Annotated in this window: 25 protein-coding genes and 1 tRNA gene; 15 read left to right on the top strand and 11 right to left on the bottom strand. The window is 65.6% G+C overall.

The annotated features are described in order from the left end of the window. Positions 1-6 precede the first annotated feature (6 nt). The 7 genes from nuoL to ELY13_RS02745 are packed head-to-tail and all read left to right on the top strand — an operon-like array spanning position 7 to position 8573. Positions 7-2061, top strand: a complete 2055-nt coding sequence (gene nuoL / locus ELY13_RS02715; RefSeq protein WP_126172348.1) for an NADH-quinone oxidoreductase subunit L — start codon at positions 7-9, stop codon at positions 2059-2061. Continuing rightward, complete coding sequence (locus tag ELY13_RS02720) at positions 2062-3660, top strand: NADH-quinone oxidoreductase subunit M (protein ID WP_126172349.1); 1599 nt, start codon at positions 2062-2064, stop codon at positions 3658-3660. Then, positions 3660-5123 (top strand): NADH-quinone oxidoreductase subunit NuoN, encoded by a 1464-nt coding sequence (nuoN, locus tag ELY13_RS02725; protein ID WP_126172350.1) that lies wholly within the window; start codon positions 3660-3662, stop codon positions 5121-5123. Before ELY13_RS02720 ends, nuoN begins: the two co-directional genes overlap by 1 nt. Positions 5124-5129: 6 nt before the next feature. After that, positions 5130-5849 carry a biotin--[acetyl-CoA-carboxylase] ligase gene (locus ELY13_RS02730; protein WP_126172351.1) on the top strand — a complete coding sequence of 240 codons (720 nt, stop codon included), beginning with the start codon at positions 5130-5132 and terminating at the stop codon, positions 5847-5849. Then, positions 5849-6628 carry a type III pantothenate kinase gene (locus ELY13_RS02735; RefSeq protein ID WP_126172352.1) on the top strand — a complete coding sequence of 260 codons (780 nt, stop codon included), beginning with the start codon at positions 5849-5851 and terminating at the stop codon, positions 6626-6628. The genes ELY13_RS02730 and ELY13_RS02735 overlap by 1 nt, the downstream gene beginning before the upstream one ends. Beyond that, complete coding sequence (locus tag ELY13_RS02740; protein ID WP_241233512.1) at positions 6625-8283, top strand: ribonuclease J; 1659 nt, start codon at positions 6625-6627, stop codon at positions 8281-8283. The genes ELY13_RS02735 and ELY13_RS02740 overlap by 4 nt, the downstream gene beginning before the upstream one ends. Then, entirely contained in the window at positions 8280-8573 is a 294-nt protein-coding gene (locus ELY13_RS02745) for a DUF1467 family protein (RefSeq protein ID WP_126172353.1), read from the top strand. The genes ELY13_RS02740 and ELY13_RS02745 overlap by 4 nt, the downstream gene beginning before the upstream one ends. A 31-nt stretch (positions 8574-8604) precedes the next feature. Here ELY13_RS02745 and ELY13_RS02750 read toward each other — a convergent pair whose 3' ends face one another. Continuing rightward, positions 8605-11265 (bottom strand): coiled-coil domain-containing protein, encoded by a 2661-nt coding sequence (locus tag ELY13_RS02750; protein WP_126172354.1) that lies wholly within the window; start codon positions 11263-11265, stop codon positions 8605-8607. A gap of 106 nt (positions 11266-11371) precedes the next feature. On the opposite strand from ELY13_RS02750, the gene ELY13_RS02755 reads away from it, so the two are divergent. Then, the gene (locus ELY13_RS02755; RefSeq protein ID WP_126172355.1) at positions 11372-12550 is read left to right on the top strand and encodes a hypothetical protein; all 1179 of its coding nucleotides are present in this window, start codon (positions 11372-11374) and stop codon (positions 12548-12550) included. Positions 12551-12553: 3 nt separating this feature from the next. Here the strand turns inward: ELY13_RS02755 and ELY13_RS02760 are convergent, their stop codons facing one another. Further along, positions 12554-13192, bottom strand: coding sequence for a cation efflux transmembrane domain-containing protein (locus tag ELY13_RS02760; RefSeq protein WP_126172356.1), 639 nt, complete (start codon positions 13190-13192; stop codon positions 12554-12556). Between the two features lie 98 nt (positions 13193-13290). On the opposite strand from ELY13_RS02760, the gene ELY13_RS02765 reads away from it, so the two are divergent. Beyond that, a tRNA-Val gene (locus tag ELY13_RS02765) sits at positions 13291-13366 on the top strand. 15 nt (positions 13367-13381) lie between these two features. Here ELY13_RS02765 and ELY13_RS02770 read toward each other — a convergent pair. Both ELY13_RS02770 and ELY13_RS02775 read right to left on the bottom strand, forming a co-directional pair. Beyond that, entirely contained in the window at positions 13382-13723 is a 342-nt protein-coding gene (locus ELY13_RS02770; protein WP_126172357.1) for a hypothetical protein, read from the bottom strand. Positions 13724-13822: 99 nt separating this feature from the next. Next, a complete protein-coding gene (locus tag ELY13_RS02775; RefSeq protein ID WP_126172358.1) occupies positions 13823-14422 on the bottom strand; it encodes a TlpA family protein disulfide reductase in 600 nt (199 codons plus the stop codon). A 16-nt stretch (positions 14423-14438) separates the two neighbouring features. Between ELY13_RS02775 and argH the strand changes: the two genes are divergently transcribed. The 4 genes from argH to ELY13_RS02795 are packed head-to-tail and all read left to right on the top strand — an operon-like array spanning position 14439 to position 18081. Continuing rightward, positions 14439-15809, top strand: a complete 1371-nt coding sequence (gene argH, locus ELY13_RS02780) for an argininosuccinate lyase (protein WP_126172583.1) — start codon at positions 14439-14441, stop codon at positions 15807-15809. Then, the gene (locus ELY13_RS02785) at positions 15806-16045 is read left to right on the top strand and encodes a hypothetical protein (RefSeq protein ID WP_126172359.1); all 240 of its coding nucleotides are present in this window, start codon (positions 15806-15808) and stop codon (positions 16043-16045) included. The genes argH and ELY13_RS02785 overlap by 4 nt, the downstream gene beginning before the upstream one ends. Before the next feature lie 3 nt (positions 16046-16048). After that, on the top strand, positions 16049-17308 hold the full coding sequence (lysA, locus tag ELY13_RS02790) for a diaminopimelate decarboxylase (RefSeq protein WP_126172360.1): 1260 nt from the start codon (positions 16049-16051) through the stop codon (positions 17306-17308). Then, a complete protein-coding gene (locus ELY13_RS02795) occupies positions 17305-18081 on the top strand; it encodes a precorrin-2 dehydrogenase/sirohydrochlorin ferrochelatase family protein (RefSeq protein ID WP_126172361.1) in 777 nt (258 codons plus the stop codon). Before lysA ends, ELY13_RS02795 begins: the two co-directional genes overlap by 4 nt. A 264-nt stretch (positions 18082-18345) precedes the next feature. Here ELY13_RS02795 and ruvX read toward each other — a convergent pair whose 3' ends face one another. From ruvX to pyrE, 7 genes are read right to left on the bottom strand one after another with little or no spacing between them, the layout of a single operon-like run. After that, a complete protein-coding gene (gene ruvX, locus ELY13_RS02800) occupies positions 18346-18828 on the bottom strand; it encodes a Holliday junction resolvase RuvX (RefSeq protein ID WP_126172362.1) in 483 nt (160 codons plus the stop codon). Beyond that, complete coding sequence (locus ELY13_RS02805; RefSeq protein WP_126172363.1) at positions 18807-19970, bottom strand: DUF3089 domain-containing protein; 1164 nt, start codon at positions 19968-19970, stop codon at positions 18807-18809. The genes ruvX and ELY13_RS02805 overlap by 22 nt, the downstream gene beginning before the upstream one ends. A gap of 3 nt (positions 19971-19973) precedes the next feature. Then, on the bottom strand, positions 19974-21047 hold the full coding sequence (locus ELY13_RS02810; protein WP_126172364.1) for an AI-2E family transporter: 1074 nt from the start codon (positions 21045-21047) through the stop codon (positions 19974-19976). Further along, positions 21034-21948: a signal peptidase I gene (gene lepB / locus ELY13_RS02815; RefSeq protein ID WP_420897413.1), complete on the bottom strand. Its 915-nt coding sequence runs from the start codon at positions 21946-21948 to the stop codon at positions 21034-21036. The genes ELY13_RS02810 and lepB overlap by 14 nt, the downstream gene beginning before the upstream one ends. Then, entirely contained in the window at positions 21945-22346 is a 402-nt protein-coding gene (gene acpS, locus ELY13_RS02820) for a holo-ACP synthase (RefSeq protein ID WP_126172366.1), read from the bottom strand. Before acpS ends, lepB begins: the two co-directional genes overlap by 4 nt. A gap of 28 nt (positions 22347-22374) precedes the next feature. Next, positions 22375-23106, bottom strand: a complete 732-nt coding sequence (locus ELY13_RS02825) for a pyridoxine 5'-phosphate synthase (protein ID WP_126172367.1) — start codon at positions 23104-23106, stop codon at positions 22375-22377. A 3-nt stretch (positions 23107-23109) separates the two neighbouring features. Beyond that, on the bottom strand, positions 23110-23691 hold the full coding sequence (pyrE, locus tag ELY13_RS02830; protein WP_126172368.1) for an orotate phosphoribosyltransferase: 582 nt from the start codon (positions 23689-23691) through the stop codon (positions 23110-23112). Positions 23692-23877: 186 nt separating this feature from the next. Here pyrE and coxB point away from each other — a divergent pair, with 186 nt between their 5' ends. Continuing rightward, positions 23878-25008 (top strand): cytochrome c oxidase subunit II, encoded by a 1131-nt coding sequence (gene coxB, locus ELY13_RS02835; protein WP_126172369.1) that lies wholly within the window; start codon positions 23878-23880, stop codon positions 25006-25008. A gap of 35 nt (positions 25009-25043) precedes the next feature. After that, positions 25044-26747 carry a cytochrome c oxidase subunit I gene (gene ctaD / locus ELY13_RS02840; RefSeq protein WP_126172370.1) on the top strand — a complete coding sequence of 568 codons (1704 nt, stop codon included), beginning with the start codon at positions 25044-25046 and terminating at the stop codon, positions 26745-26747. Positions 26748-26823: the final 76 nt, after the last annotated feature.

Consider the following 26823-nt stretch of genomic DNA (forward strand, 5'->3'; position numbering starts at 1 on the left):
CTCCAGATGATCGAGATCATCGTCTTCGCGCCCCTGCTGGCGGCGATCGTTGCCGGGTTGGGCAATCGCGGGCTCGGCAACACCGTGGCCAAGGTTGTGACCACCGGCGCGCTGTTTCTTTCCTGTGCGCTGTCCTGGCCGATCTTCCTCGGTTTCCTCGGCGGCACGGCCGAGCCGGGCGTCGTGCCTGTGCTCCACTGGGTCCAGTCCGGCAGCCTGAGCTTCGACTGGTCGCTGCGCGTGGATACGCTGACCGCGATCATGCTGGTGGTGATCACCAGCGTCTCGGCGCTCGTGCACCTCTACAGCTGGGGCTACATGGACGAAGATCCGGATCAGCCGCGCTTCTTCGCCTACTTGTCGCTGTTCACCTTCGCGATGCTCATGCTGGTGACGGCCAACAACCTGGTGCAGATGTTCTTCGGCTGGGAAGGCGTGGGTCTTGCGTCCTACCTGCTGATCGGCTTCTGGTTCCGCAAGCCCACTGCCAACGCCGCCGCGATCAAGGCATTCGTCGTGAACCGCGTTGGCGATCTTGGCTTCATGCTCGGTATCTTCGGCCTGTTCCTGGTGTTCGGAACCGTCTCGATCCCCGAGATCCTCGTCGCCGCTCCCACAGCTGCGGGTTCCAGCATCACCTTCCTCGGCATGCGGCTGTCCACGCTCGACATCCTCTGCTTCCTGCTGTTCATCGGCGCGATGGGCAAGTCGGCCCAGCTCGGCCTGCACGTCTGGCTGCCGGACGCGATGGAAGGCCCGACGCCGGTGTCCGCGCTGATCCACGCCGCGACGATGGTCACCGCAGGCGTGTTCATGGTCTGCCGCTTGTCCCCGCTGTTCGAACTGGCGCCGGTCGCCTCGACCATCGTCACGATCATCGGTGCCGCGACGTGCTTGTTCGCGGCGACGGTCGGCACCACGCAGTGGGACATCAAGCGGGTGATCGCGTATTCCACGTGCTCGCAGCTCGGCTACATGTTCTTCGCTGCGGGCGTCGGTGCTTATGGCGCCGCGATGTTCCACTTGTTCACCCACGCATTCTTCAAGGCGCTGCTGTTCCTTGGCGCGGGCTCGGTGATCCACGCGATGCACCATGAGCAGGACATGCGGTATTACGGCAACCTGCGCAAAGAGATCCCGATCACCTTCTGGGCCATGATGGCCGGTACGCTGGCGATTACCGGGGTCGGCATTCTGGACGTATTCGGGTTCGCCGGTTTCTATTCGAAGGACGCGATCCTGGAAGCCGCCTATGCATCGGGCAGCGAAGCGGGCCGGACCGCGTTCTGGCTCGGCGCGTTCGCCGCGCTGCTGACCAGCTTCTATTCCTGGCGCCTGATGTTCCTCACCTTCTGGGGCCGTCCGCGCTGGGCGCTGAGCGAGCATATCCAGCACGCTGTCCATCACGGGCATGACGATCCCGACGAAGCCAATCCTCCCCGGCAGGAGAACTCGGACATGGGCGAACCGCACCATGTTCCCTCTCCGGACAAGGGCGATGGAACCGCCGGATACCACCCGCATGAAAGCCCATGGGTCATGCTGATCCCGCTGCTGATCCTGTCGGTCGGCGCGGTGTTCGCGGGGTTCGTGTTCCATCATCAGTTCATCGACAGCGCCGCCTTCTGGAATGGTTCGATCGCGTACGACGAACACCTGATCCACGCGATGCACGACGTGCCGCTGTGGGTGAAGCTGACGGCGACGATTGTCATGCTGGTCGGCTTGTTCATCGCCTGGCTCGGCTACCTGCGGGACACCTCGATTCCCGGCAAGTTCGCCGACCAGCTCGGGCCGATCTACCGGTTCGTGTACAACAAGTGGTATTTCGACGAGCTTTACCGCCTAATCTTCATTCGCCCGGCCTTCTGGTTCGGCCGCCAGTTCTGGCATGCCGTGGACGTCGGCTTCATCGACCGCTTCGGCCCGAACGGGGTCGCCGAACTGGTCGACAAGGGCGCCTATGCGGCCAAGCGGCTGCAATCCGGTTATCTGTACAGTTACGCACTCATCATGCTGCTTGGCCTTGTGGCGGCCACCAGCTGGTTCATGGTGCGCTAAGTGGGGGGCTTTCCTATCCTTTCGCTGATGTTGCTCGTGCCGTTCGTCGGTGCGATCGCCTGCCTGTTCTCCGATGCACGGGCGGCTCGCACCATCGCGCTCGTCGCGACGCTGATCGATCTCGCGCTCGGGATCGTTCTGTGGGCCAACTACGATATTGGCGGCGCCCAGTGGCAGTTCGTCGAACATGCGCCGGTCTTCGCCAGCTTCAACTGGGCCTTGGGGATCGACGGCATCGCGCTGATGCTGATCGTCCTGTCGGTGTTCCTGATGCCGATCTGCATCGGGGCGAGCTGGAACGCGATCACCACCCGCGTGGGTGAGTACATGGCGGCCTTCCTGTTCATGGAAGTGCTGATGATCGGCGTGTTCGCCGCGCAGGACTTGTTCCTGTTCTACATCTTCTTCGAAGCCGGCCTGATCCCGATGTACCTCATTATCGGGGTCTGGGGCGGGGACAACCGGATCTACGCCTCGTACAAGTTCTTCCTCTACACGCTGTTCGGATCGGTGCTGATGCTGATCGCGATGCTGTGGATGGCGAACGAGGCGGGCACCACGTACATCCCGGCGCTGATGGCGCACGACTTCCCGGTCGATGCGCAGAACTGGCTGTGGCTCGCGTTCTTCGCCAGCTTCGCGGTCAAGATGCCGATGTGGCCGGTCCACACCTGGTTGCCCGATGCCCACGTGCAGGCACCCACTGCGGGATCCGTGATCCTGGCCGGCGTGCTGCTGAAGATGGGCGGCTACGGCTTCATCCGGTTCAGCTTGCCGATGTTCCCCGAAGCGAGCGAGCACTTCGCCTGGCTTGTCTACATCCTGTCGATGGTCGCGGTGGTCCTCACCAGCCTGATCGCGCTGGTGCAGCACGACATGAAGAAGCTGATTGCCTATTCCTCGGTCGCTCACATGGCGATCGTGACGGTGGGCCTGTTCGCCTTCAACGTGCAGGGGATCGAGGGCGGGATGATCGTGATGCTGAGCCACGGGCTCGTGTCCGGCGCGCTGTTCCTGTGCGTCGGCGTGATCTACGACCGGCTGCATACCCGCGAAATCTCCCGCTACGGCGGTCTCGCGATCAACATGCCGCAGTACGCGCTGTTCTTCCTGCTGTTCACGATGGCGAGCATCGGCTTGCCGGGGACGAGCGGCTTTGTCGGCGAGTTCCTGAGCCTGCTCGGCATCTATCAGGTCTCCAGCTGGGTTGCGCTGGTCGCGACGACCGGGATCATCCTCGGCGCCGGCTACATGCTCTACCTCTACTGGCGGGTTGCCTTCGGAGTGCAGCGGAACGCCGATGCCGCGGCGATGCCGGACCTTTCGGTGCGCGAATGGCTGATGCTCGGGCCGATCGCGCTCGCCGTGCTGTGGATGGGGATCTATCCCGAAAGCTTCCTCGCGCCGATGCGGGCCGATATCCACCGGCTTGATGCGCGGCTTGCCCGCGCGGCGCCGGAAGGCGATGCCCGACTCGTGCTGGTGGAGCCGACCGCTGCGACCGTTGTTGGTGAAGAACACGCGCCCGTCGGCGGAGAAGCTGCCCATCCTGCGCCCGCACCGGCCGCAATGCATACCGCGCCGGAGGGAGCGCACTAATGGAACTCACGTCTTCCCTCGGCCTTATTGCGCCGGAAATTCTGCTGTCCGTCGCGGGGCTGTTCCTGCTGCTCGTCGCGGCCTGGGCTGGTGACCGGGCGTCCAGCGCTATCTCGATCGCGGCTTGCGTGGTGCTCGGTGCCGCGTTCTTCCTTGTCGCGCCCAGCGTCTGCGCTGGCGCTGCCGGCCTCGAAACGGTCGCATTCGGCGGCCAGTTCCGCGCCGATGCGTTCGCCGGCTTTGCCAAGCTGATGATCTACGCCGCGGCGGGAGCCGCGCTGGTGGTCGCCCCTGCGTTCTTCACGCGGTACGCCGCAATGCGCGCGGAATACCCGGTGCTGGTGCTGTTCGGCACCCTGGGCATGAGCATCATGGTTTCGGCCACGGACTTGCTGACGCTCTACATCGGGCTGGAGATGCAGTCGCTCGCCGCTTACGTGCTCGCAGCGTTCCTGCGGCCGGACCAGCGTTCGGCGGAAGCGGGGCTGAAGTACTTCGTGCTCGGCGCGCTTGCCAGCGGCATCCTGCTGTTCGGCGCCAGCCTGCTTTACGGGTTCACCGGCACGACGCAGTTCGAGTTGATGCGGGTGGCAATGGCCGGTCCGATTTCGACCGGCACGCTCTTCGGCATCGTGTTCGTGCTGGCCGGGCTCGCGTTCAAGATCAGTGCGGTGCCGTTCCACATGTGGACGCCGGACGTGTACGAAGGCGCGCCAACCCCGGTGACGCAGTTCTTCGCTACCGCGCCCAAGGTTGCCGCGATTGCGCTGACCGCCCGCGTGGCGCTGGATGCGTTCGGCACCCACGCCGACGCGTGGCGTCAGGTGGTGATCTTCGCCGCGCTCGCCTCCATCGTCGTCGGTGCGCTGGGCGCAATCGGGCAGACGAACATCAAGCGGCTGCTCGCCTATTCGTCGATCAACAACGTCGGCTTCATCCTGATCGGCCTGGCTGCCGCGACCCCGCAAGGGGCCAGCGCGATGCTGGTCTACCTGGTGATCTACGTCGCGATGTCGGTCGGCAGCTTTGTCGCGGTGCTGATGCTGCGGGACGAAGACGGCGCCCCGGTGGAACGACTGGCTGACCTTGCGGGTCTTTCCCGGACCAAGCCGGCGCTGGCCTTCTGCCTTGCCGCGATGATGTTTAGCCTCGCGGGAATTCCGCCGCTGTTCGGCTTCTGGGGCAAGTTCGTCGTGTTCCAGGCCGCGGTCCAGGCCGATCTTGTCGCGCTCGCCGCGATCGGCATCGCAGCCTCGGTGATCGGCGCGTTCTACTACATCAAGGTCGTCAAGGTGATGTACTTCGATGAGGCGGTGAACGTGGTCCGGGACCGGAGCGACTGGGCCCACTGGGCGCTGCTGATCATCAGCACGGCGCTGATGTCGCCGCTTGGCTATCTGCTGACCGGGCCGCTCAGCGTGCTGGCGGACAGGGCGGCGGCTTCGCTGTTCTTCCTCGTCTGACGCGTCTTGATCGAGACTGTACCCGAGACGACATCCACCAACAGTGATCTGGTTGCCCGGCTCGCCGGTGGGGAGCGCGTGCCGGAAGGGAGCTGGCTGGTCGCCGACCGCCAGAGCGCCGGCAAGGGGCGGCAAGGGCGCCGCTGGCTGGATGCGCCGGGCAACTTCATGGGCTCGACCGTGGTGCGGGTTTCCGCGCACGATCCGGCGCCCGCCAGCTTGTCGTTCGTCGCGGCGCTCGCAACGTTCGAAACGGTGCTGCCCGGCCTTGGATCGCCGTACGGCCTGCAGCTGAAGTGGCCGAACGACCTGCTGCTGAACGGCGCGAAACTGGCTGGAATTCTGCTGGAACGGTCCGGGGATAGCGCGGTGGTGGGAATCGGCGTGAACCTTGCCGGGGCTCCCGTTCTGGAGAACAGGCTGGCGCGTCATCTGGCGGAAACGGGGCCAGCGCCGGACCGCGATGCCTTCGCCCGCGCACTTGCCACGAATTTTGCGCACGAGGTCGCCCGGTGGCGCAGCGCAGGACTGGAAGCGCTGCTCGCTCGCTGGCAGGCGGCGGCGCATCCGGTAGGAACGCCGCTGTCGGTGCATGAAGCGGACGGAAGCCGCATATCCGGGCGGTTCGATGGGCTCGGCCCGGACGGCGCCTTGCGGCTCATGCTGACGGGCGGCGCCGTGCGCACGGTCCACGCCGGAGATGTCTCGCTGGAGGAGGCGAAGTGATGTTGCTCGCGGTCGATGTCGGAAACACCAACGTGGTCTTCGCGCTGTTCAGCGGGAAACAGATCAAGGCGCGCTGGCGCATCGCCACCGATCCGCGGCGGACGGGCGATGAATACGCCGTGTGGCTGCTGCAGCTGATGGCGGTGGAAGGGATTGCACGAGACGCGATCACCCAGATGATCGTGTCCACGGTGGTCCCTCGCGCGCGCCACAACTTCGAAGTGCTGGGTGAGAAGTACTTCCGCATGACGCCGCTGTTCGCCGGGGAAGGGGCGGCGGCATGGGATTTTCCGATCGATGTGGATGAGCCGCGCTCCCTCGGGGCGGACCGGGCGCTCAATGCGCTAGCAGCTCATGCGCGCCATGCGGGTGACCTGATCGTGGTCGATTTCGGCACCGCCACAACGTTCGACGTGGTCGATTTCAACGGCGCCTACAAAGGCGGAATCATCGCTCCCGGGATCAATTTGTCGCTCGATGCGCTGGTGGATCGTACGGCGAAATTGCCGCGTATTGCGATCGAGAGTCCGCGCTCGGCTTCCGTGATCGGGCGCAACACCGAAGACCAGATGCTGGTCGGCGTGTTCTGGGGCTATGTGGCGATGATGGAGGGGCTGATCGAGCGCCTGCGGGCGGAGATCGGCCGCCCGGCTCGCGTGATCGCAACCGGAGGACTCGCCATTCTGTTCGACAAGCACACGGAGATATTCGACATCGTGGACCCAGACCTGACCCTCGATGGCCTTGCTCTCCTTGCCGAAAGGGCCGTGACCCAGTGAAGAAAGATTACACTCCCCAGGACGAACTGCTGTTCCTCGCGCTCGGCGGGTCGGGCGAGATCGGGATGAACGTCAATCTCTACGGCTGCAACGGCAAGTGGCTGATGGTCGATCTGGGCATGACGTTCAGCGGAAACGAGTATCCGGGGGTGGACCTGGTGTTCGCCGACGCGGAATTCATCGAGGACCGCCTAGACGATCTGCTGGGCATCGTGCTGACCCACGCTCACGAAGATCATATCGGCGCCGTGCCGTACTTCGCGGCCGACTTCGGTGTGCCGCTCTACGCTACGCCGTTCACCGCCGAACTGGTGCGGCGCAAGCTGCAGGAGGCGGGCATCACCAACGACGTGGAGCTCCACGTGATCGAGCGGGAGCACGGAAGCCTCAAGCTCGGCCCGTTCGACATCACCTATGTCCCGCTCGCCCACTCGATCGCCGAAGGCAACGCGCTGCTGATCGAAACGCCGTATGGCCGCGTGTTTCACACCGGCGACTGGAAGCTGGATGAGGAACCGCAGATCGGCGAACCCGCCACCGCGGAAGAACTGACCGAAATCGGCGACGAAGGCGTCCTCGCGCTGGTCTGCGATTCCACCAACGTGTTCAATCCTTCGCCGTCGGGATCGGAAGGGGAAGTCTATCGCGGCCTGCTGGATGAAGTGCGCAAGCACGAAGGCAAGCGCATTCTGGTGACGACGTTCGCCTCCAATGTCGCCCGGCTGCAGACGCTGGGCCGGATTGCCGAGACGACCGGGCGCCGCTTGTGCGTCGCGGGCCGCTCGCTCGACCGGATCATCGAGGTTTCGCAAGGAACCGGGTACTTGCGCGATTTCCCCGAAACGGTTGATTTCGACACGGCGATGAAATTGCCGCGCGGGCAAGTCCTGATCATCGCCACCGGCGGGCAGGGAGAGCCGCGCGCAGCGCTTTCGCGGATCGCCGAGGACAATCACCCGCTGAGCTTGTCCGAAGGCGACGTGGTGCTGTTCTCCAGCCGGCAAATCCCCGGAAACGAACTGGCGATCGGCCGGATACAGAACCTGCTGGCCCAGCGGGGGATCCAGATGGTCACCGACCGCCAAAGCGAGATCCACGTATCCGGTCACCCCGGGCGTCCGGAACTCGTCTCGCTGTACGGCTGGCTGCGTCCCGAAGTGCTGGTGCCGGTCCACGGGGAGATCCGGCACATGCAGGAACAGGCGCGGCTGGGGAAATCCTGCCGCATCCCGCACAACATCGCGCAGAAGAACGGAGACATCGTTCGCCTGGCCCCCGGCACTCCCGGAAAGATTGCCGAAGTGCGCACCGGGCGCCTGCTGCTCGATGGCGACATCATCGTCCCCGCCGACGGAGAGACGATCGCGATGCGCCGCCGCTTGTCCCGCGACGGGCTCGTGATCGTGGTGCTGGACGACCGCCTGCGCCCGCAAGTGCAGGGCGTTGGCCTGCCACTGGACGAGGATTACGACGAGTTCGTCAGCGAGGCTGAGGCCGACGTCGCTGCTGCAATCGGCAAGCTGAAAGGCGCCTCGCGGCGCGATTCGGACGCGGTAAGCGAGGCTGCGCGCCTCGCCGCCCGCCGCGCAGCGCAGCGCTGGTCCGGCAAGAAGCCGCAGACGCGCGTGATCCTGCTTGGAGAGCGCGACGGGTGAAGTGGACCTCGATCCTCGCGATCTACGTCCTGTTCTGGGTGATGAGCGCAATCCTGATCCTGCCGTTCGGCGTGCGCACGCACGAAGAGGAAGGCATCCCGCAAATCCCCGGGCAGGCGGACAGCGCCCCGGCGAACTTCCGCCCGTGGCGCGTGGTCTTGCGCGCTACGCTGCTGGCGGCGCTGCTGTGCGCGTTGTTCGTCGCCAACTACGTCTACGGCTGGATCGATGCGTCCGACCTCGACTTCTTCCCGCCGCCGGAGGAAGTGAGAAACAAGCCGATCGGCTGACCGGCTCGTTCCTCCCGTCCCGACTGCGGCGTCAGTCGCGCAGCCGGTTCACCCCCTGGGCCAGCGCGACGTAAAGCTTGCCCATATCCGACGAAAGCAGCGTCACCGCCAGCGCGTTGCCATCGCGAGTCGACAGGATCGAGCGCAGCATCGCCTCGAAATCGCGGATGTAGCGGTTGACCGTTTCCCGGAATTCGGTGTCCTGCTCGTACACTTCGGTCAACTGGCGCGCTTGCCGGTTGTCGAGCAGCTTGACCGCGCGCCGGGTGAAGATCCCCCGGTCCCCCCGCAGATAGCTGGCCCAGGCCGTGTCGCTCACCTCGTTGGACAACGCCTTGCCGATATCGACCGCGCTGGAATTGAGCCGGTCGGTGATCAGCGCCATCCGCCGGGCGAAGTCGTTGTCGACTTGCTCTTCCGCCCGCTGGCGCGCCTGCGCCACCCGGCGTTCAAGGTTAGCGGCCAGTTCGTTGACTTGCTCCAGCTGGGTGGCGAAGTGCCGGGCCGCGTCGGCACTTGCCTGACGGGACCGCTCGGCCGCCTGATCCAGTTCCGCCAGCGCGCCGCCGGCCTGGTCCTGTACGGCGCTGCCGACTGCCTGCGCCGCTTCGGAGCCGATCCTGCGGGCGAGGGCGGAGATCGCCCGGGCCTGCTGCCCGTCGATGTTCTCGATGACGTGGCGGGATGCTTCCTCCAGCGTGCCGAGCGCCGCCTGCAGTTCGTCCCGCGCATGGACGGCGAGCGCTTCGGTTTCGGCACCCAGCAGCGCGATCGCATCGCGCAGGCTGGCGAGCCGCTCCCCGTGGGCGTCGCCCTTTTGCGCCAGCTGATCGTGCAGCGCGTCCAGCTGCTCCAGCGCCGCGCTGGCTTCTTCGCGCGCCGTGGCGACCCGCTGGACCAGCGCCTCGCCCTTTGCGCCGGTCTGGTCGATCCGTTCCTCCACCAGCGCCGTCTGGCGGTCGAACCCGGCCAGCCGTTCTTCGGCGCGAGCAACGGCTTCGGGCAGCGGCCCACCGGCCTGATGCGCGCTTGACCGGATTACTTCCAGCAGACGGACGCTGTCGTCGGTCAGCTGGGAAACCAGTTCCCCGGTGCCGTTCAGCGCATCGCGGCTTTCGCCGAGCTTGGCCGACAGTGCGCCGACGGCTTGGGCCAGCTGCTGCCCCGCCAGATCGCCCTGGCCGACCGCCCGCTCCATTTCGGCGGAAAACTCCCCGAGCATGCCCGCAAGCGCCTCGCCGCGGTCCGACAAGTCGGTGACGCGGGCAAGGTAGTCCTGCTCCCGCTGCGCGATCGTTGCATCGAGCGTTTCGAACCGCTCCTGCAGGCGGGCAAGGGCGTCGCCTTCCTGCCGCTCCGCTTCCTCGCGGCGCCGGGCGATGTCCTGCTCGAACGCAGCGGTCCGCTCGGCCATGGCCTCGTCCACCCGGCGGGCTTCCTCGCTCAAGGCGGCCAGGCGGCGGCGCGCGTTTTCCAGCGCCGCGCTGTCCACTTCCGAAATCTGCTGGATCGCCGAATTCAGGCGCTCCTCCAGCCGCGCGACGGCCGCGCGCCAGCGTTCCGACGCTTCGCCTTGGGCGCTTTGCAGCGCAGCGGCGATCCGCTCCCCGTCCGCGCCCACTTCCGCGATGCGGCCCCGCACGGCTTCGAGTGCGACGTTCTCCTGCTCGCCAAGTTCCGCGGAGCGGGCCGCAAGCTCGGCCGACAGCGAGTCGGCGCGGCGGCGGATCGAGGCGAGAACTTCGGCCTCCTGCTCGTCCATTTCGGCCCGGAAGGCTTCGCCCCGTTCGGCCAGCGCGGCGAACCGGGTGTCCGAAATCTCGCCCAGCTTGCGCGCGTGGTCCTCGAACGCCTGCAACGCTTCCTCGGTCCGGGCGCGCAAGTGCTGCATCTGCTGTTCGGTCGCAGTGCCGGATTGATCGAGGCGGTGGAAACCGCCGATCAGTTCTTCCAGCTGTTCCTGCGCGACGCGGCCGGCGCTGCCGATCTGGTTGGCAAGGTCGCGCGCGGAGTTGGACACCACCGGCAAATCGCCGCGCAGGCGGTTCATGTTGTCCAGCGCGGTCGAGCTGACCCGGCCGATCGCCTCGACTTGTTCCCCGTTGTCCCGAATCAGGGTCTGCAGCCGGTCCGCGTGCTGGGACAAGCGTTCCCCGGCGCCGCGGCCGAGCGATTCGAGATCGCGAGACTGGGCGGCGATGAACTCACGCGCCGCGGCCAGTTCGCGGTTCACGTTGACCAGCCGTTCTTCCAGCCGCGCCGATTCCGTCGACAGCGCGTGGGCGGCGCTGGCAAAGCGCCCCGCTTCACGGCGGCTGTTGCGCATCGCCAGCAGCCACAGCGCGATGATGAGCGCGACCGGCATCGACCAACTGGCGATCCAGCCGCTCCACTGCTCCGGCGTTGCGGGAGCGAACATTTCCTGATCGTGGGCAAAGACGAAAAAGGCGGTCCAGCCTGCGATCGCCAGCGCGGCAAGCGGCGGAGCAACGCGTTCGGGTGAGCCGCCCCGGGCCGATTCGTCCTCGTACACCGGCTGCTCGATCCATTCCGGCTGCGGAGGCAGGTCCGCAGTGCCGGGATCGGTCGTTTCGACGCTCGCTTCAGGAGCCGCCTCGGGGAGCGATTGAGGGTTGGTTTCCGCCTCGGGCGTGCCCGGTTCGACCGCTGCCAGATTCTTGATGTTCGCCATCTGCTCCCGATAGCACAGCGCGCGTGGGCTTGAACCCACCTTGGCAGACGGGGACGAAGCTTTTAGCTGGGCGGCCAGAAGCAGGAAGCCAGACATAGGAGAGACGGTGCGGGTCGCCCTGGTTTCGATCTTGGAACGCTGCGCGGATGAGCCGCAGCGTGCACGCGGATCGCTCGCGCTCGGCACCGCCAGCGTGGCCAGCCAGCAAGTCGGGCTGGCGCTCGCGCTCGGGTGTGAGCGAGTGCTGTGCCTTGCCGCGCCGTTCGACAGCGGACTCGCGGGCTTGCAGCAGCAGGCCGAATCGGGCGGCGCCCAGTTCCTGCCGCTGCGCGATGCGGCGCAGCTGGTGGGATCGGTCGGCCCGGAGGATGAGCTGCTGCTGCTGGCCGATGGCCTCTATCCCGATGTAGCCGAAGCGGTGGCGCTGCTCGAAACCGGTCCTGCCGTGCTGACCTTGCCCGCCGAACAGGGCATCCCGGCGGGCTTTGAGCGGATCGACGCCGCACGGGCCTGGGCCGGGGCCATGATCGTCCCCGGCGCGCTCGTCCGCCGGCTGGTCGAGTTGCCGCCCGATGCCGATCCGTTTTCCGGCCTGCTGCGGATTGCCCTGCAGGCGCGCGTCGCGGAGCGGCCGCTGCCGCCGATCTGGCTGGAGAACGGATCCTGGCGGCTGGTGACCTGCGTCAGCGATGCCGCGACGCTTGAGACCGGATGGCGGCAGCGCCGGCTGCCCGGCGCCCCGCCGTTCCGGCCCAGTGCGTGGCTGGCCCGCGCGGCGATTTCCCGTTCCGGCGCGGAATTGCTGGCGCGGAAGGACAAGCAGCCGGCCTTGTCATGGACCGCCGGTGTGCTGCTGGTCGCAGCGATCGCCCTGGCCTGGTTCGGCCTCGTCGTCCCGGCTTATCTGCTGATCGCGTTGGCGGTGGTCAGCCTCGCGCTCGCCCACGCGGTGATCGCGCTGGACCGCCCGGTGTACCGGCCCGCCGCGCCGAACCCGCAGATCGGCTGGTTCCGCGACGTGCCGGACGTGGCGTTGCTGATCGTGTCGGCGCTGGCGCTGGACGGCGCATGGTATGAACGATTGTTTCCGCCGCTGGTCCTGATCGGCTTGCTGCGGGTGAGCGGCGAGTACGCCGGATGGCCCAATCTGCTGCGCGACGGGGGATTTCTTGCCCTTGCGCTCGCGTTTGCCGCCCTGTTCGGCGCGGCCGAGCCGGCGCTCATGCTCGCGGCCCTGCTGCTGCTTGCGCTTCAGCTGGGCTTCCTGCGGGGACGGGCGGGATAAACGCTATTCGGCGGGCGCGGAGTCGCGGCGCATTTGCGGGAGCGCTTCCAGTGCAACGCGAATGGCGGAGCGGGTGAACACCACTGCCATTCCCGCGCCGATCAGGATGTCCGGCCACGGCGAATGGAACAGCGCCACGGCCCCTGCGGCCAGAAGCACCCCGGTGTTGGAAATCACGTCATTGCGTGAACATTCCACGGTGCTGGACATGTTCACGTCCTGCTTGCGGAAGCGCCACAGCAGACGCAGGCACAGCAGGTTCGCCGCCAGCGCAAGAGTGCCGAAGGTCAGCATCAGCGTCGAGGACGGCGGCACCCCGCTGCGGATCTTGAACCAGACGTTCAGCGCCACGCCGATCGCCAGCATCAGGATTACCGCGCTTTTCAGCAAGGCGACGCCCGCTTTCCACTGCTGGCTGCGGCCGATGGCGTAAAGGCTCACGCCATAGACCAGCGCATCGCCCAGCATGTCGGCGGCATCGGCCATCAGCGCTGCCGAACCCGCCAGCACGCCCGCGCCGAATTCGACGAAGAACATCACGGCGTTGATCGCCAGCACGATCTGCAACACGCGCCGCTGATCGGCGTGCTGCGCCAGCAGCTCCAGCTCCGATCCCTTGGATGAACAGCAATGATCGGCCATTGGACCAATCTGGAGCACCCGCCAGCAGCGCGCAAGGGTGCGGGTTGTTCATCGCGGTGATTGACCGCGCCGAAAAACCCGCTAAATGCCCGCGCTTCGGGCGGTTAGCTCAGTTGGTAGAGCATCTCGTTTACACCGAGAGGGTCGGCGGTTCGAGCCCGTCACCGCCCACCATATCCCATCGCTTCTTCAGCGAAACGCGCAGCGGGCGGCCGAAGTCGTCACCACCGCCAGTGCTTCGGGATCGTTCCATTCGCGCACCTGATCGATCAAGCGGGGCACGGTCAGCGTCTGCCGCTGTTCCTTGATTTCGGACGCGAAGCGGGAGATCGAGCGAATCTGGCTGATCGACAAGTCCTCCTCCCAGATCGGCGCCATGCAGGAAGCGATCCCCGCAGGAACGCCAGCGTCGACCAGCCCGCTTTCCACCCGGTTCTGGACTACCGTTGAGCAGCCCGAAACCATCAGGGCCATTGCGGCAATCGCCGAGAGGCGCCGGACGCCCGATTTGCTGGTTTTGCGCTGATCCATCGTGGTTGCTCTCCTTGGTTCCTGTTGCTGAACGGCAGGGGAAGGCAATCGTTTCGGCATGGACGCACCGCACTCGCCTCCACTGCCCGAATCGCCCGCTCAGGCGCCCTGCGCTTCGGCGACCAGTTCGCGCGCTTCTTCGGAAGACCAGTCATAGCCGCCGATCACCCGCCAGACTTCCTCCCCGGCCGCGTTGTAGAGCACCGTCGTCGGCAGCACCGCCCCGCCGCCGCCGTAATGCATCGACAAGTCGTTCTCCGGGTCGAGCCACGGCTGGAGATTGCCGAACCGGTGCTCGGCCCAGAACGGGTTCACCACTTCGGCGCCTTGCAAATCCTCGCTCACCGCCAGCACGCGCGGCGCGCCTTCCTCTCCCGCCAGTTGGTCGAGCATCGGCATCTCGACCACGCACGGCGCGCACCACGTCGCCCACAAGTTGACCAGGATCGGCCCGCCCTTCAGCTCCGCGAGATTGAGCTTCAGGTCGTTGGGGCCGGTGATGGTCACGTCCGGCAGCGGCTCGCCCGCATGGCTGCGATCGACCGTGCCGGTCAGGGAAGCCGCGGGTTCGGCGCCCGCGTTTTCAGCAGCCGCGCTTTCCTGCGGTTGCGCCGGTTCTGCGGTTTGCCTATCGCAGCCCCCGATAGCGAGCGGGGCGGCAAAGGCGAGCATGAGCGAAAAGGGAACGGAACGGACCATGTCAGGCTCCAACCAGATGTGGGGAGGGCGCTTCGCCGAAGGGCCTAGCGCGATCATGCGTGAAATCAACGCCTCTATCCCGTTCGACAAGGCCCTGTGGCGGCAGGACATCGCCGCCAGCAAGGCTCACGTCGCCATGCTTGGCCAGCAGGGGATCGTGTCCGCCGCCGATGCGCAGACCATTTCGGAAGGCCTTGACCGCGTCGCCGCCGAATACGAAGCGAACGGCGTGCCCGAGGACTGGGACCTCGAAGACATCCACATGACCACCGAAAGCCGGCTCGCCGAATTGATCGGCCCGGTTGCCGGACGCCTGCACACCGCCCGCAGCCGCAACGATCAGGTGGCAACCGACTTCCGGCTCTGGGTCCGCGACGCAATCGACCAGACGGACGCGGGCCTCGCGCAGTTGCAGCGCGCGCTGGTGGACCGGGCGGGGGAGCATGCCGGCAGCATCATGCCCGGCTTCACCCACCTGCAGACGGCGCAGCCCGTCACGCTGGGCCACCACCTGATGGCCTATTACGAGATGATCCGGCGCGACCGATCCCGCTTCCGGGATGCCCGCGCGCGGCTGAACGAAAGCCCGCTCGGCAGTGCGGCGCTGGCCGGCACGGGGTTCCCGATCGACCGGGACCAGACGGCTCGCGCCCTCGAGTTCGATCGGCCGACGGCGAACAGCCTCGATGCCGTATCGGACCGGGATTTCGCGCTCGATTACCTCCAGGCCGCCGCGCAGTGCTCACTGCACTTGTCGCGGTTGGCGGAAGAATTCGTGATCTGGGCCAGCCAGCCGTTCGGCTTCGTCCGGCTGCCCGACGCGCTCAGCACCGGCAGCTCGATCATGCCGCAAAAGAAGAACCCGGACGCGGCCGAGCTGGTGCGCGGCCATTCCGGACGGATCGTCGGTGCCGCCGTGTCGCTGATGGTGACGATGAAGGGCCTGCCGCTTGCCTATTCCAAGGACATGCAGGACGACAAGCCGCCGGTGTTCGAAGCTGCCGGCCTGCTCGGACTGTCGATCGCGGCGATGACCGGAATGGTGGCGGACGCCGCGTTCCGTACCGATCGGATGCGCGCCGCTGCGGAACTCGGCTATGCCACCGCGACCGATCTCGCCGATTGGCTGGTGCGTCAGGCGGACATTCCCTTCCGGGAAGCGCACCACATCACCGGCGCGGCTGTCAGGCTGGCGGAAAGCAAGGGCGTTGCGCTCGACGCGCTCTCGCCGGAGGAATTGCAGAACATCGATTCCCGGATCGATGAACGGGTCTACACCGCGCTGTCGGTCGAAGCCTCGGTCGCGGCGCGCAGCAGCCACGGCGGGACCGCGCCCGATCAGGTTCGCCAGCGCGTGGCCGAAGCGAACAAGGCACTGGGCGCATGAACCGCCTCCTCCTTCTTGCGCCGCTGATGCTGCTCGGCGCCTGCGCATCCAAGACGGAACTGGAGCCGCCGCCCGGCGAGTCGCTGCCGCCTGCGCCCTGGGGGCGCGAAGTGCCGCCGACGGCCGATGCCTTGCTGGAACCGCCGCCGCAGGCCGTGCCCGAACGCAGCACCGAATTGCGCCGCCGCTCGGAAGAGCGGGAAGACGATCCCTTCGACTTGCCGCCGGAAGGCTGACCGATGGACCATTTCCAACTCAGAAACGGCGAGCTTTACGCCGAAGACGTTCCCGTTGAACGGATCGCCCGCGCCGTCGGCACGCCGGTCTACGTCTATTCGCGCGCTACGCTGGAACGTCACGCCCGCGTGTTCCGCGAAGGTTTGTCCGATGTTGCGCACAAGCATCTGGCTTTCGCGGTAAAATCCAACCCGAACCTGGCGGTGCTGGGCGTGCTGAAGCGGCAGGGCTACGGCGCTGACGTCGTGTCCGAAGGGGAAATGAAGCGCGCGCTTACAGCCGGGATGCCAGCCGAAGACATCGTCTTTTCCGGGGTCGGCAAGTCGCGGCGGGAACTGGCGGCGGCGCTGGAAGCCGGGATCGGCCAGTTCAACCTCGAAAGCGAGGAAGAAGGCGTCGAGCTGGCCGAAATCGCGGCCGCGCAAGGCAGGACGGCCAGCGCGGCGCTGCGGGTCAATCCCGATGTCGATGCGGGCACTCACGCCAAGATTTCCACCGGCAAGGCGGATAACAAGTTCGGTGTCGCCTATCATCAGGCCGGCGCGATCTACCGGCGGCTGAGCGGGCTGGAGGGCTTGGCGATGCGCGGCCTTGCCGTCCACATCGGTAGCCAGATCACCAATCTTGATCCCTCGCGCGCCGCCTTCACCAAGATGGGTGAACTGATGCGGGCCCTGCGCGCCGAAGGCTGCACCGTGACGCACATGGACCTCGGCGGCGGGCTCGGCGTGCCGTACCGCGCGGGCGAGAGGCTGCCCGGGCCGCAGGAATACGGCGCAATGATCGCGGACGTGACATCCGGCTGGGACGCGGTGCTGATGTTCGAGCCGGGCAGGGTGATTACCGGCAATTCGGGCGTGCTGGTGACCGAGGTGATCCGGGTGAAACCGGGCGTGACCGCGCCGTTCGTGGTGATCGATGCGGCGATGAACGATCTTGCCCGCCCGGCGCTGTACGATGCGTGGCACGATTTCATGGCGGTGCAGCCCACGGGTGAGCGGATGAGCGCGCACATCGTCGGCCCCATCTGCGAAAGTTCGGACACCTTCGCCACCAACCGGGACATCGACACGGTCAAGGCTGGCGATCTTGCGGTATTCCGCACGGCCGGGGCGTACGGTGCGACGATGGCCAACACCTACAACAGCCGCGCGCTCGTGCCCGAAGTGATGGTCGATGGCGACAAGTGGGCCGTGGTGGCCGAACGGATCGAGCCGGAAACCATCTTCGCCGCCGAACGCGTGCCGGACTGGCTCCAATGAACAGCCTGCCCTTGTTCCACCGCATCGCCGGAAAGCCGGTGATCGTGCTGGGGGAAGGGGCGATGGCCGATCCGAAACGGCGGCTGGTGGAACAAGCCGGCGGCGTGCCGGTGGGGCTGGCAGGGATTGAGCAAGGCGCGCGGCTGGCGTTCATCGCGCACGCGGACCGCGCGGCGTGCGAAGCGGACGCCCTGCGGCTGCGCAGCGCCGGGCTGCTCGTAAACGTGGTCGACCGGCCGGACCTGTGCGATTTCACCACGCCGAGCATTCTCGATCGTAACCCGGTGCTGATCGCCATCGGCACCGGCGGGGCCTCGGCGGGTCTCGCCAAGCAGTTGCGGCTGAGGCTGGAAGTCCTGCTGCCGCAAACCCTCGGGAAACTGGCGGAAGCCTTGCAGGATGCGCGCGCGCGCCTGCGGCAGCGCTGGCCGGATGCGGGGGACCGGCGGCGGGCGCTGGATGCGGCGTTGGGGCTGGGCGGGGCGCTCGATCCGCTGGATGAAGCCAGCGCGCACCGAGTCGATAGCTGGCTGGCCGGCGCGGCGAAAACCGGGGAAAGCGGCGAAATCGTGCTGACCATCGCGAGCGACGACCCGGAAGAGCTTACGCTGCGTCAGGCGCGGCTGCTCGGCAGCGCCGACACGATCCTGTTCGATCCGGCGATTCCTCCGGCCATTCTCGCCCGCGCACGCGCCGACGCCGAACGGCTCCCGCTGTCGTCGGGAATACCGGAACCCGGAACGGGCCTGACGCTGATCCTGCGCAAGGCCTGACCGGCTTTCCTACAGCCGGGGATGGCGCGCAAACCCGTGGGATGGAGCGCCTGCACACGCCCTGCCCGTCCTCGCAAACGGCACAGCCGCATGCGGCAGGCTGCGCACGATTGTTGCGTGATCGCGGAAGAAGATTTTATTTGTCCCGCGCCGCGAAAAGTGTCGTCTTCGCCGTACAACCAGCGGAAATTGCACAGGAACTCAGGCTGACACTGGTGTGTAGGACTTGTCAGGTGTGTCAACTTCGCGCCGCCGCCCGCCCGCTCAGAACAGGCTCCCGGCCAGCGCGTCGATCGCGCCTTGCAGGAACACCGCGGCGGCATGGCTGTCGATCCGTTCCGCCCGGCGCGCACGGCTCATGTCCTGGGCGATCATCGCGCTCTCCGCGCTCTGGGTGGACCAGCGCTCATCCCACAACAGGATCGGCAGGCTCAGCGGGGCAAGGTTGCGGGCGTAGGCCCGGCTCGCCTGCGCGCGCGGCCCTTCGCTGCCGTCCATGTTCAGCGGCAGGCCAATGACGAAGCCCCTGACCCCTCGGCTTGCCGCCAGTTCCTCGATCACCGCCTTGTCCCGCGCAAACTTGCCGCGCACCAGCGTCTTGGCGGGGCTGGCAAAGCGCCACCCGGCGTCGCAGAACGCGGTGCCGATCGTCTTCGTGCCGATGTCGAGCGCCAGCAGCACGCCCCCATCCGGCAAGGCGGCGCGGAACTCGGCCGCGCTGGCGGTTATGGTCGGCTTTTCGTCCATTCGCTCACTCGATGAACCACATCCTGCCGCAGGTTCTCCCAGAACAGGGGAATGTCGTAGACGTGGTAATTGTTGCCCGGCAGCACGTAAGGGCCCAGCTCCGGCGGATCGCCGATCAGCAGCAACCCGCTTTCAGCGCACCGCGCCGGAACCATGCCGGGGACCAGTTCGGCCGAATCCAGCGCTTCGTTGGGCACCAGCGTCCCGGTGTTGGCGCTGGCCGGAGCCTCACCGCCCGCTGTACCGGTCAGCGGATTCACGCAGACCACCGGTCCATCGCCGCGCTTCTGCCCATCGAATCCGGGCGATTCCCGAAACCGTTCGACCAGCATCGCAGGATCGGCCGGCTCGGCAAAAGTGGACCACGTGGCAATGCACTGTGCATCGTCGGACGTGGCGCAGACAGGCAGGGGCAGGGCCGGCAGGTCATGCTCGATCGAGATTGGCCAGCCGACCGGATAGACCATCGCGACGCGGTCCTGCAGCCGCGTCCCGGCGATTCGCTCCTGCAGCAGGCGCAGGATGTGCAGCGCGCCCTGGCTGTGCCCTGCCAGCACGATCGGGGTGTCGCGGTCGACGCTGTCCACAAACACGTCGAACGCTTGTTCGATGTCGCGATAGGCGGCATCGATCGCCGCGGACGCCGCCGGCTTGTCGGTCAGGAAAGCCCCGAAGGTCGCCTGCCGGTACCGAGGGGCCCAAACTTCCGCCGCGTCCCGGAAGGGGCTCGCCATTCCCTGCACGAACAGCCGGGCCCGCTCCTGCGATCGCTGATCCTCGAGAGGGGCGTTCCAGTTCGATCGCTCAAGGTAGCTGGTGGGATGCACGAAGAACACCGCGAAACGCGGCGCAGTCTCGACGGATTCGGCGGCCGCAACATCGTCTTCGGCTGGCGGAGCATTCGCGTCTTCCGCGAAAGCAGGTTGCCAGCGCGCGGGGTTGCCCGCGCCCGTTCCCGGCCGGGAGAGCCACAGGGCCGGGTTCTCGTAAGCGTTGATTTCAAGAGCAGGCTGGGCAGTGAACTCGGTGGTCGGAACCAGCGCAATCTCGGTCAGCTCGTTCGACCAAAGGCGCAATGCGAACAACCCGGCAATCCCCAGGAACACCATTGCTGCGATGAAGAAAAGGAACTTGCGAGCCACCGTTCACGCGCCGTCATGATCAATGCGCGACTGGCGCTGCTCGGAACGACGCTCCAGCGCGACCTTGATCATCGCAATCAGCGGATCAGCCAGCGCCAGTCCCAGGATTCCGAACAGCACGCCCATGATCAGCTGCATCGCCAGCACCAGCGCGGGGGCAAGGTCGACAGTCTTCTTGGCGATGAAGGGCACCAGAATATACCCGTCGATCGTCTGCACGCCGAAATAGACCAGAATTGCGTAGAGGCCCATGTCGGTTCCGCCGGAAAAACCAACGGCTATCATGATGACGCCGGAGATCAGCGCACCGATGTTGGGAATAAAAGCCAGAAGCCCCGTCAGCAGACCCAGCAGCGCTGCCATGGGCACGCCGTAGACCGCCAGCAGGGCCCAGGTGAACAGCCCTTCCAGCACCATCCCGATCAGCCGCCCCATCAGCAGATGACGCAAGGCTCTTCCCATGCGCGAAAGGGTGACCAGCAGGTTCTCCCGCTCCGCTGCCGGCACCATCCACGACACGCCCCGTTCGTACAGGCGCGGCTCCGCGGCGATGTAGATGCCGAGAATGGCAATCAGGATCAGGCTGGCGAACCCCCCGATCATGCCGGTTACCAGCCGGGTGAGCGTGCCGACGCCGCTCGTGAACTGTCCGGCAAGAGCCTGCAGGTCGCTTGCTTCGGTCGCGAACCCCAGGGAACTGGCCCAGGCAGTGAAGTTGGCGACTTGCTCCTCAAAGATTGTCGGGATCATCGCGGCTTGCTGCAGCATCTGCGATCCTGCGTACCAGCCCACCCAGGCGAGGAAGATGAAGGCAGCAAAGACCACTATGCCGATGCGCCAGCCCCGCCCGATCGGCAACACGCGTCCCAGCAGCCGCGCTCCTCCGTCGATCAGGGCAGCAATCACCAGGCCGCCGAAAACCACCAGCAGCGACTGGGCCATGTACACTGCCAGCGCAATGAGGCCGATCACGCTCGCCCAGACGAACGCGCGCTGGGCTTCGTGCCGCAGTCTCGGATTGTCGATCCGGGTCGGGCTTACCCCGACCTTTTCGCCATCGAGGTCAGCCTTCTCCATTCTCGGTTCCCGCTGGCTCCCTTTCTGGGCGCAGGCTTGTCGAAGCACGGTTACTTCTCAGAGAGGTAAACCAGGAAAGCGGATTCCAGCTTTCACTTCCGTCCAGCGAAAACGTCAGGAATTCTGCTCGCCCACCGATGCTGCTCAGCGGCACCGGTCCGCCAAGTCCGTTGCCGTAAGGCTCCGAGTTGGCCCGGCTGTCCGCGGAGTGATCGCGGTTGTCGCCCATGAGGAACACATGATCCTCCGGTACTGTGATCTCGTCCATGTTATCGAGATCCTGGTTCATGTGATCGATGATCACATAGCTTGCCCCGTTCGGCAGTGTCTCACGGAAGGTCGGCGGTTCATAGACGGCCTTTCCGTTCGGCAGGCGGGTTCGATAGGGTTCGAAGGAGGCCAGGCAGGGGTAGCCGTCGCAGTACTGCTGGTCTGCCACCGGGATCTGCACCGGCGGGACGACTTCCTGGGGTACCGGCTCTCCGTTGAGATAGATCCGGCCGTCGACCAGCGCGATTCGATCGCCCGGCAAGCCAACCACGCGCTTGATGTAATCCTCGTTCCGATCCGGCGGGACCGCAATTACGATGTCCCCGTACGCAGGTGTCCGGGGAGCGATCCGCCAGACGGAGCGTGGGACCACGTGGAAGGAGGCTGAGACCCAACTCCAGCCGTAAGGATACTTGCTGACCACCAGCCGGTCCCCGACGAGCAGGTTCGGAACCATCGAGATGGACGGGATATAAAAAGGCTTCGCAATGAAGGTGTGGAACGCAAGCACCGCCAGCAGCATCAACGCTAACCCGCGCAGTTCTGCAAACCAGTTGACCTTGTCCTTCTTCCGTGCAGCCTTCTTCGGCGCCTTGGTCACAGGCTTGTCCTTCTTCGCGATGAAACTCACAGCGGGCGCGCCTCCAGGACCACGAAAGCCTGCGCCCATGGGTGGTCATCCGTGAGCGTCAGGTGAACAATTACCTCATGCCCGGACGGGGTCAGGGCATCGAGTGCCGCTTTCGCGCCGCCGGTCAGCATAAGGGTCGGGGCACCACTGGGTGCGTTTACCACTCCGATGTCCCGCATGAACACGCCGCGGCTAAACCCCGTGCCGACGGCCTTGGAGAAAGCTTCCTTGGCGGCGAATCGCTTGGCGAAGGTCCCGGCACGCGTCAACGGTCGCCGCGCAGCCTTCGCCTGTTCGACTTCGGTAAAGCAGCGCCGCTCGAACCGCTCTCCGTGCCGGGCGAGCACGTCGGCAACCCGCTCGATGTTGCACAGGTCGGAGCCGAGACCGACGATCATGCCGATCCCCGAAACTGCTGCGCCGTGCTCACCGGACGGCGTCCATCAGCTCGCGCATGTGGCGCACGGCATCTTCCAGTCCAATGAACACAGCCTCGCCGACCAGATAGTGGCCAATGTTGAGTTCGGCGATCTGCGGAATCGCGGCGATCGGCTGAACATTCCCATAGGTCAGTCCGTGTCCGGCATGAGGCTCGATCCCGTTCTTCGCCGCGAGCGCGGCCATGTCGGACAAGCGCTTCAGCTCGGCAGACACCTGCTCACCGCTCGCGTGCGCGTATTCGCCGGTGTGAAACTCTACTACCGGCGCGCCCAGCCGTAGCGCCGCCTCCAGCTGGCGTTCCTCGGGAGCGATGAAGAGGCTGACGCGAATATCCGCATCCAGCAAACGGCACACGAACGGATAGAGCTGATCGTGCAGTCCCGCCGCATCGAGCCCGCCCTCGGTGGTGCGCTCCTCACGTTTTTCGGGTACGATGCAGGCGGCATGCGGCCGATGGCGCAGTGCAATCTGCAGCATTTCCTCGGTCGCAGCCATCTCGAGGTTCAAGGGCAAGCCGGTTGCGCGCAGGATGCGCGCAATATCATCATCCCGAATGTGGCGCCGATCCTCGCGCAAGTGGGCGGTGATCCCGTCCGCACCAGCTTGAGCCACGATCGCGGCCGCGCGCACGGGATCGGGGTGGTCGCCCCCTCGTGCGTTCCGGATCGTCGCAACGTGGTCGATATTGACGCCGAGGCGCAACGTATCAGGACCCAATGCTCAAGCCTTCCGGCTGCCCGGCTTTTCGACCGGTCTCGCAGCCAGTTCCGGCGGAAGCTCTTCGTCCGCATATGTCGGGAAATTCACCGCGACGAGTGAATAGAACGGAACCCCGAGATCGAGCTGTCCCGCCGTGCGGTCAACCAACGCGCAAGCGGCAAGGACTTCCGCGCCGGAACCGTGGACGGCCGCGATCGCCTCTCTTGAAGAAAGGCCGGTGGTAATCACATCCTCGACCAGCAGGACTCGCTCGCCCGGCCGGAGAGCGAATCCGCGGCGCAACTCGAATGTCCCGGTCGGCCTTTCGAGGAAGATCGCTTCCTTGCCGAGCGCGCGGCCGACTTCATGGCCAATAATGACGCCGCCCATTGCCGGCGACACGACCTTGTCGATCTTCTGCCGCGTCTCGCGCGGGATCATGTGAATCAGAGCTGCGGCCATGCGCGATGCACGCTCCGGGTCCATCAGAACCCGGGCGCATTGCAGATAATGGGCACTGTGCCGGCCGGAGGAAAGCAGGAAGTGTCCTTCCAGCAAAGCATGGCAGGAACGGAACTCCGACAGCACTTCCTCTTCGGTCATGGCGGTGTAGTGACCTCTTGATAGCTTGCTCCCCTTTGTAGCTCCGCAGGGGATACGTGAACAAAAATCTCCCTAGAAGCGCTTGAGGCATCGGGCAAGCGGGCGTATAGGCCCGCAGAAGCGGCCCCGCCCAGGGGTGAACCGGGCCTTTTTTCGCGCCTGCATAAAACGGAAAGCGTCAGACAGATGAACCTCGGCGAATTTGCTCGCAAGCGGTTGGGTTTCGCTAGCGCAGCGCTGATGGCGGTTGCCCTGCTTGCAACGCCGCAGAGCGGTTACGCCCAAGCCACCCCGCGCCTCGATGCGCAGGCGGAGAACGTGGCTCGCGAAGATATCCCCGAGAGTCAGGCGGCAGAACCCTCGACTCTCGATGTTGCTCCCGGCGCGGGTGAAGTAGCTCGCCTCGGGCCGGAATGGATCAAGGGTCAGCCGGCGCTTGGTGGGGTGAACTTCCAGGACCAGTACTCGCCAAACGGCGAATACGCGCTGTGGATGCACAACGCGATCCTGCTGCCGCTGATCACGTTCATCTGCCTGCTGGTTTTGGGGCTGCTGCTGTACGTGGTGGTTCGTTTCAATCGCCGGAGGAACACGGTTCCTTCGCGCACGGCGCACAACACCGTGATCGAAGTGGTCTGGACGCTGGTGCCGGTGCTGGTCCTGGTGTTCATCGCCATCCCGTCGATCACCTTGCTGGCGCGGCAGTACCAGGCCGCGCCGGAAGATGCCCTGACTGTCAAGGTTACCGGGTACCAGTGGTACTGGGGGTACACCTATCCGGACAACGGCGGGTTCGAAGTGATCTCGAACATGCTTCCGCCCGAACAGGCGATTGAGCGAGGGGAGCCGGCTATTCTCGCCGTCGACAACCGCTTGGTCGTGCCGGCAGGAGAGCCGATCCGTATCCAGACCACAGGCGCGGACGTGATCCACTCGTTCGCCATTCCCTCCATGTGGTTCAAGATCGACGCGGTTCCCGGCCGTTTGAACGAGCGGGTTCTCTACATCGAAGAGCCGGGCATCTATTATGGCCAGTGTTCTGAGCTGTGCGGCGCCCGTCACGCCTACATGCCGATCGCCGTCGAGGCTTTGCCGCGCCCTCAGTTCGATGCCTGGGTCCTTGCCCAGGGCGGCACGCTTGGCGGACCTGATCTCCCGACTGCTCCTGCTCCACGGCAGGAACCGGAATCGTCGGTGTCGGGTGCGCCGGGTGCCGGGGTTCCCGAACCCTTGGAAGATCCCGCTGCCGGACCCAATTCTCCGACTGCGCCTGCGCCTCTTTCGCCTCCCGGTGTAACGGCCGGACCGACCGCCTGAGCTGCCGCCCGACTTATTGACTAGGATTTCCTTCGATGGCTACCACCGCCGACCATTTCCAGGCTCATGCCGATGAGCACCATCACGATGCGGACCACAAGCCGGGATTCTTCGCCCGCTGGTTCATGTCGACCAACCATAAAGACATCGGCACGCTCTACCTGATCTTCGCTATCTTCGCTGGCGTGATCGGCGGCGCGATATCGGGCGTCATGCGGGCTGAACTTGCGGACCCGGGGATTCAGGTTCTCACTCCGCTGGTCGGCTGGCTTTATAACGAAACCGATCTCGATCAGGCGCTGCACATGTGGAACGTCCTGATCACCGCCCACGGCTTGATCATGGTGTTCTTCATGGTGATGCCGGCGATGATCGGCGGCTTCGGCAACTGGTTCATCCCGTTGATGATCGGCGCGCCGGACATGGCGTTCCCGCGGATGAACAACGTTTCGTTCTGGCTCACTTTCGTGGCGTTCATCTCGCTTCTGCTGTCCAGCTTCGTTCCGGGGGGCACGGGTCTTGGGGCGGGGACGGGCTGGACTGTCTACGCGCCACTCTCGACCTCGGGCTCCGTCGGGCCGGCCGTCGATTTCGCCATCTTCTCGCTGCACCTTGCTGGTGCGGGCTCCATCCTCGGTGCGATCAACTTCATCACCACCATTCTCAACATGCGCGCGCCGGGCATGACCCTGCACAAGATGCCGCTGTTCGTGTGGTCGGTGCTGGTCACCGCGTTCCTGCTGCTGCTCGCGCTGCCCGTGCTGGCTGCGGCAATCACCATGCTGCTGACCGACCGTAACTTCGGCACGACCTTCTTCGATCCCGCCGGCGGCGGCGATCCGGTCCTGTACCAGCACTTGTTCTGGTTCTTCGGTCACCCGGAAGTGTACATCATGATTTTGCCGGGCTTCGGCATGATCAGCCAGATCATTGCGACGTTCAGCCGCAAGCCCGTGTTCGGTTATCTCGGGATGGCCTACGCGATGGTCGCGATCGGCGTCGTCGGCTTTGTCGTCTGGGCGCACCACATGTACGTGGTCGGGCTGAACGTGAACACGAAGATGTACTTCACCGCGGCGACGATGGTGATCGCGGTCCCGACCGGCATCAAGATCTTCAGCTGGATCGCGACGATGTGGGGCGGGAGCCTTGAATTCAAGAGTCCGATGGTCTGGGCCCTTGGCTTCATCTTCCTGTTCACCGTGGGCGGCGTGACGGGCGTCGTGCTCGCCAACGGCGGCATCGACGACTACATGCACGACACGTACTACGTGGTGGCGCACTTCCACTACGTGCTGTCGCTGGGTGCGGTCTTCGCGCTGTTCGCCGGTTTCTACTACTGGTTCCCGAAGATGAGCGGGCGGATGCATTCCGAAATGCTGGCGCACATCCACTTCTGGATCTTCTTCGTCGGCGTGAACATGATCTTCTTCCCGATGCACTTCCTGGGAATGGATGGCATGCCGCGGCGTATTCCGGACTATCCGGCCGCGTACGCCTACTGGAACCAGTTTGCCACGGTCGGCTACTGGATCATGGCCGGGTCGATGCTGGTGTTCTTTGCCAACATGCTCTACGCATTCACGGCGGGGAAGAAGGCGGCGCCGAACTACTGGGGCGAAGGCGCGACGACGCTCGAATGGACGTTGACGAGCCCGCCGCCGTACCATCAGTTCGAAACGCTGCCGGTGATTGACGATGTCGATCACGATCATGGCGGTACCGTCGCCCCGGCGTAATCACACTTCCCCTCGCGGGAAGACCAGACAGGGCGGGGGCGTGCCGGAGACGGCGCGCCCCCACTTGCAATGGGAC

Origin of the sequence: Altericroceibacterium xinjiangense, from assembly GCF_003958635.1 — a bacterium.
Lineage (GTDB): Bacteria > Pseudomonadota > Alphaproteobacteria > Sphingomonadales > Sphingomonadaceae > Altericroceibacterium_A > Altericroceibacterium_A xinjiangense.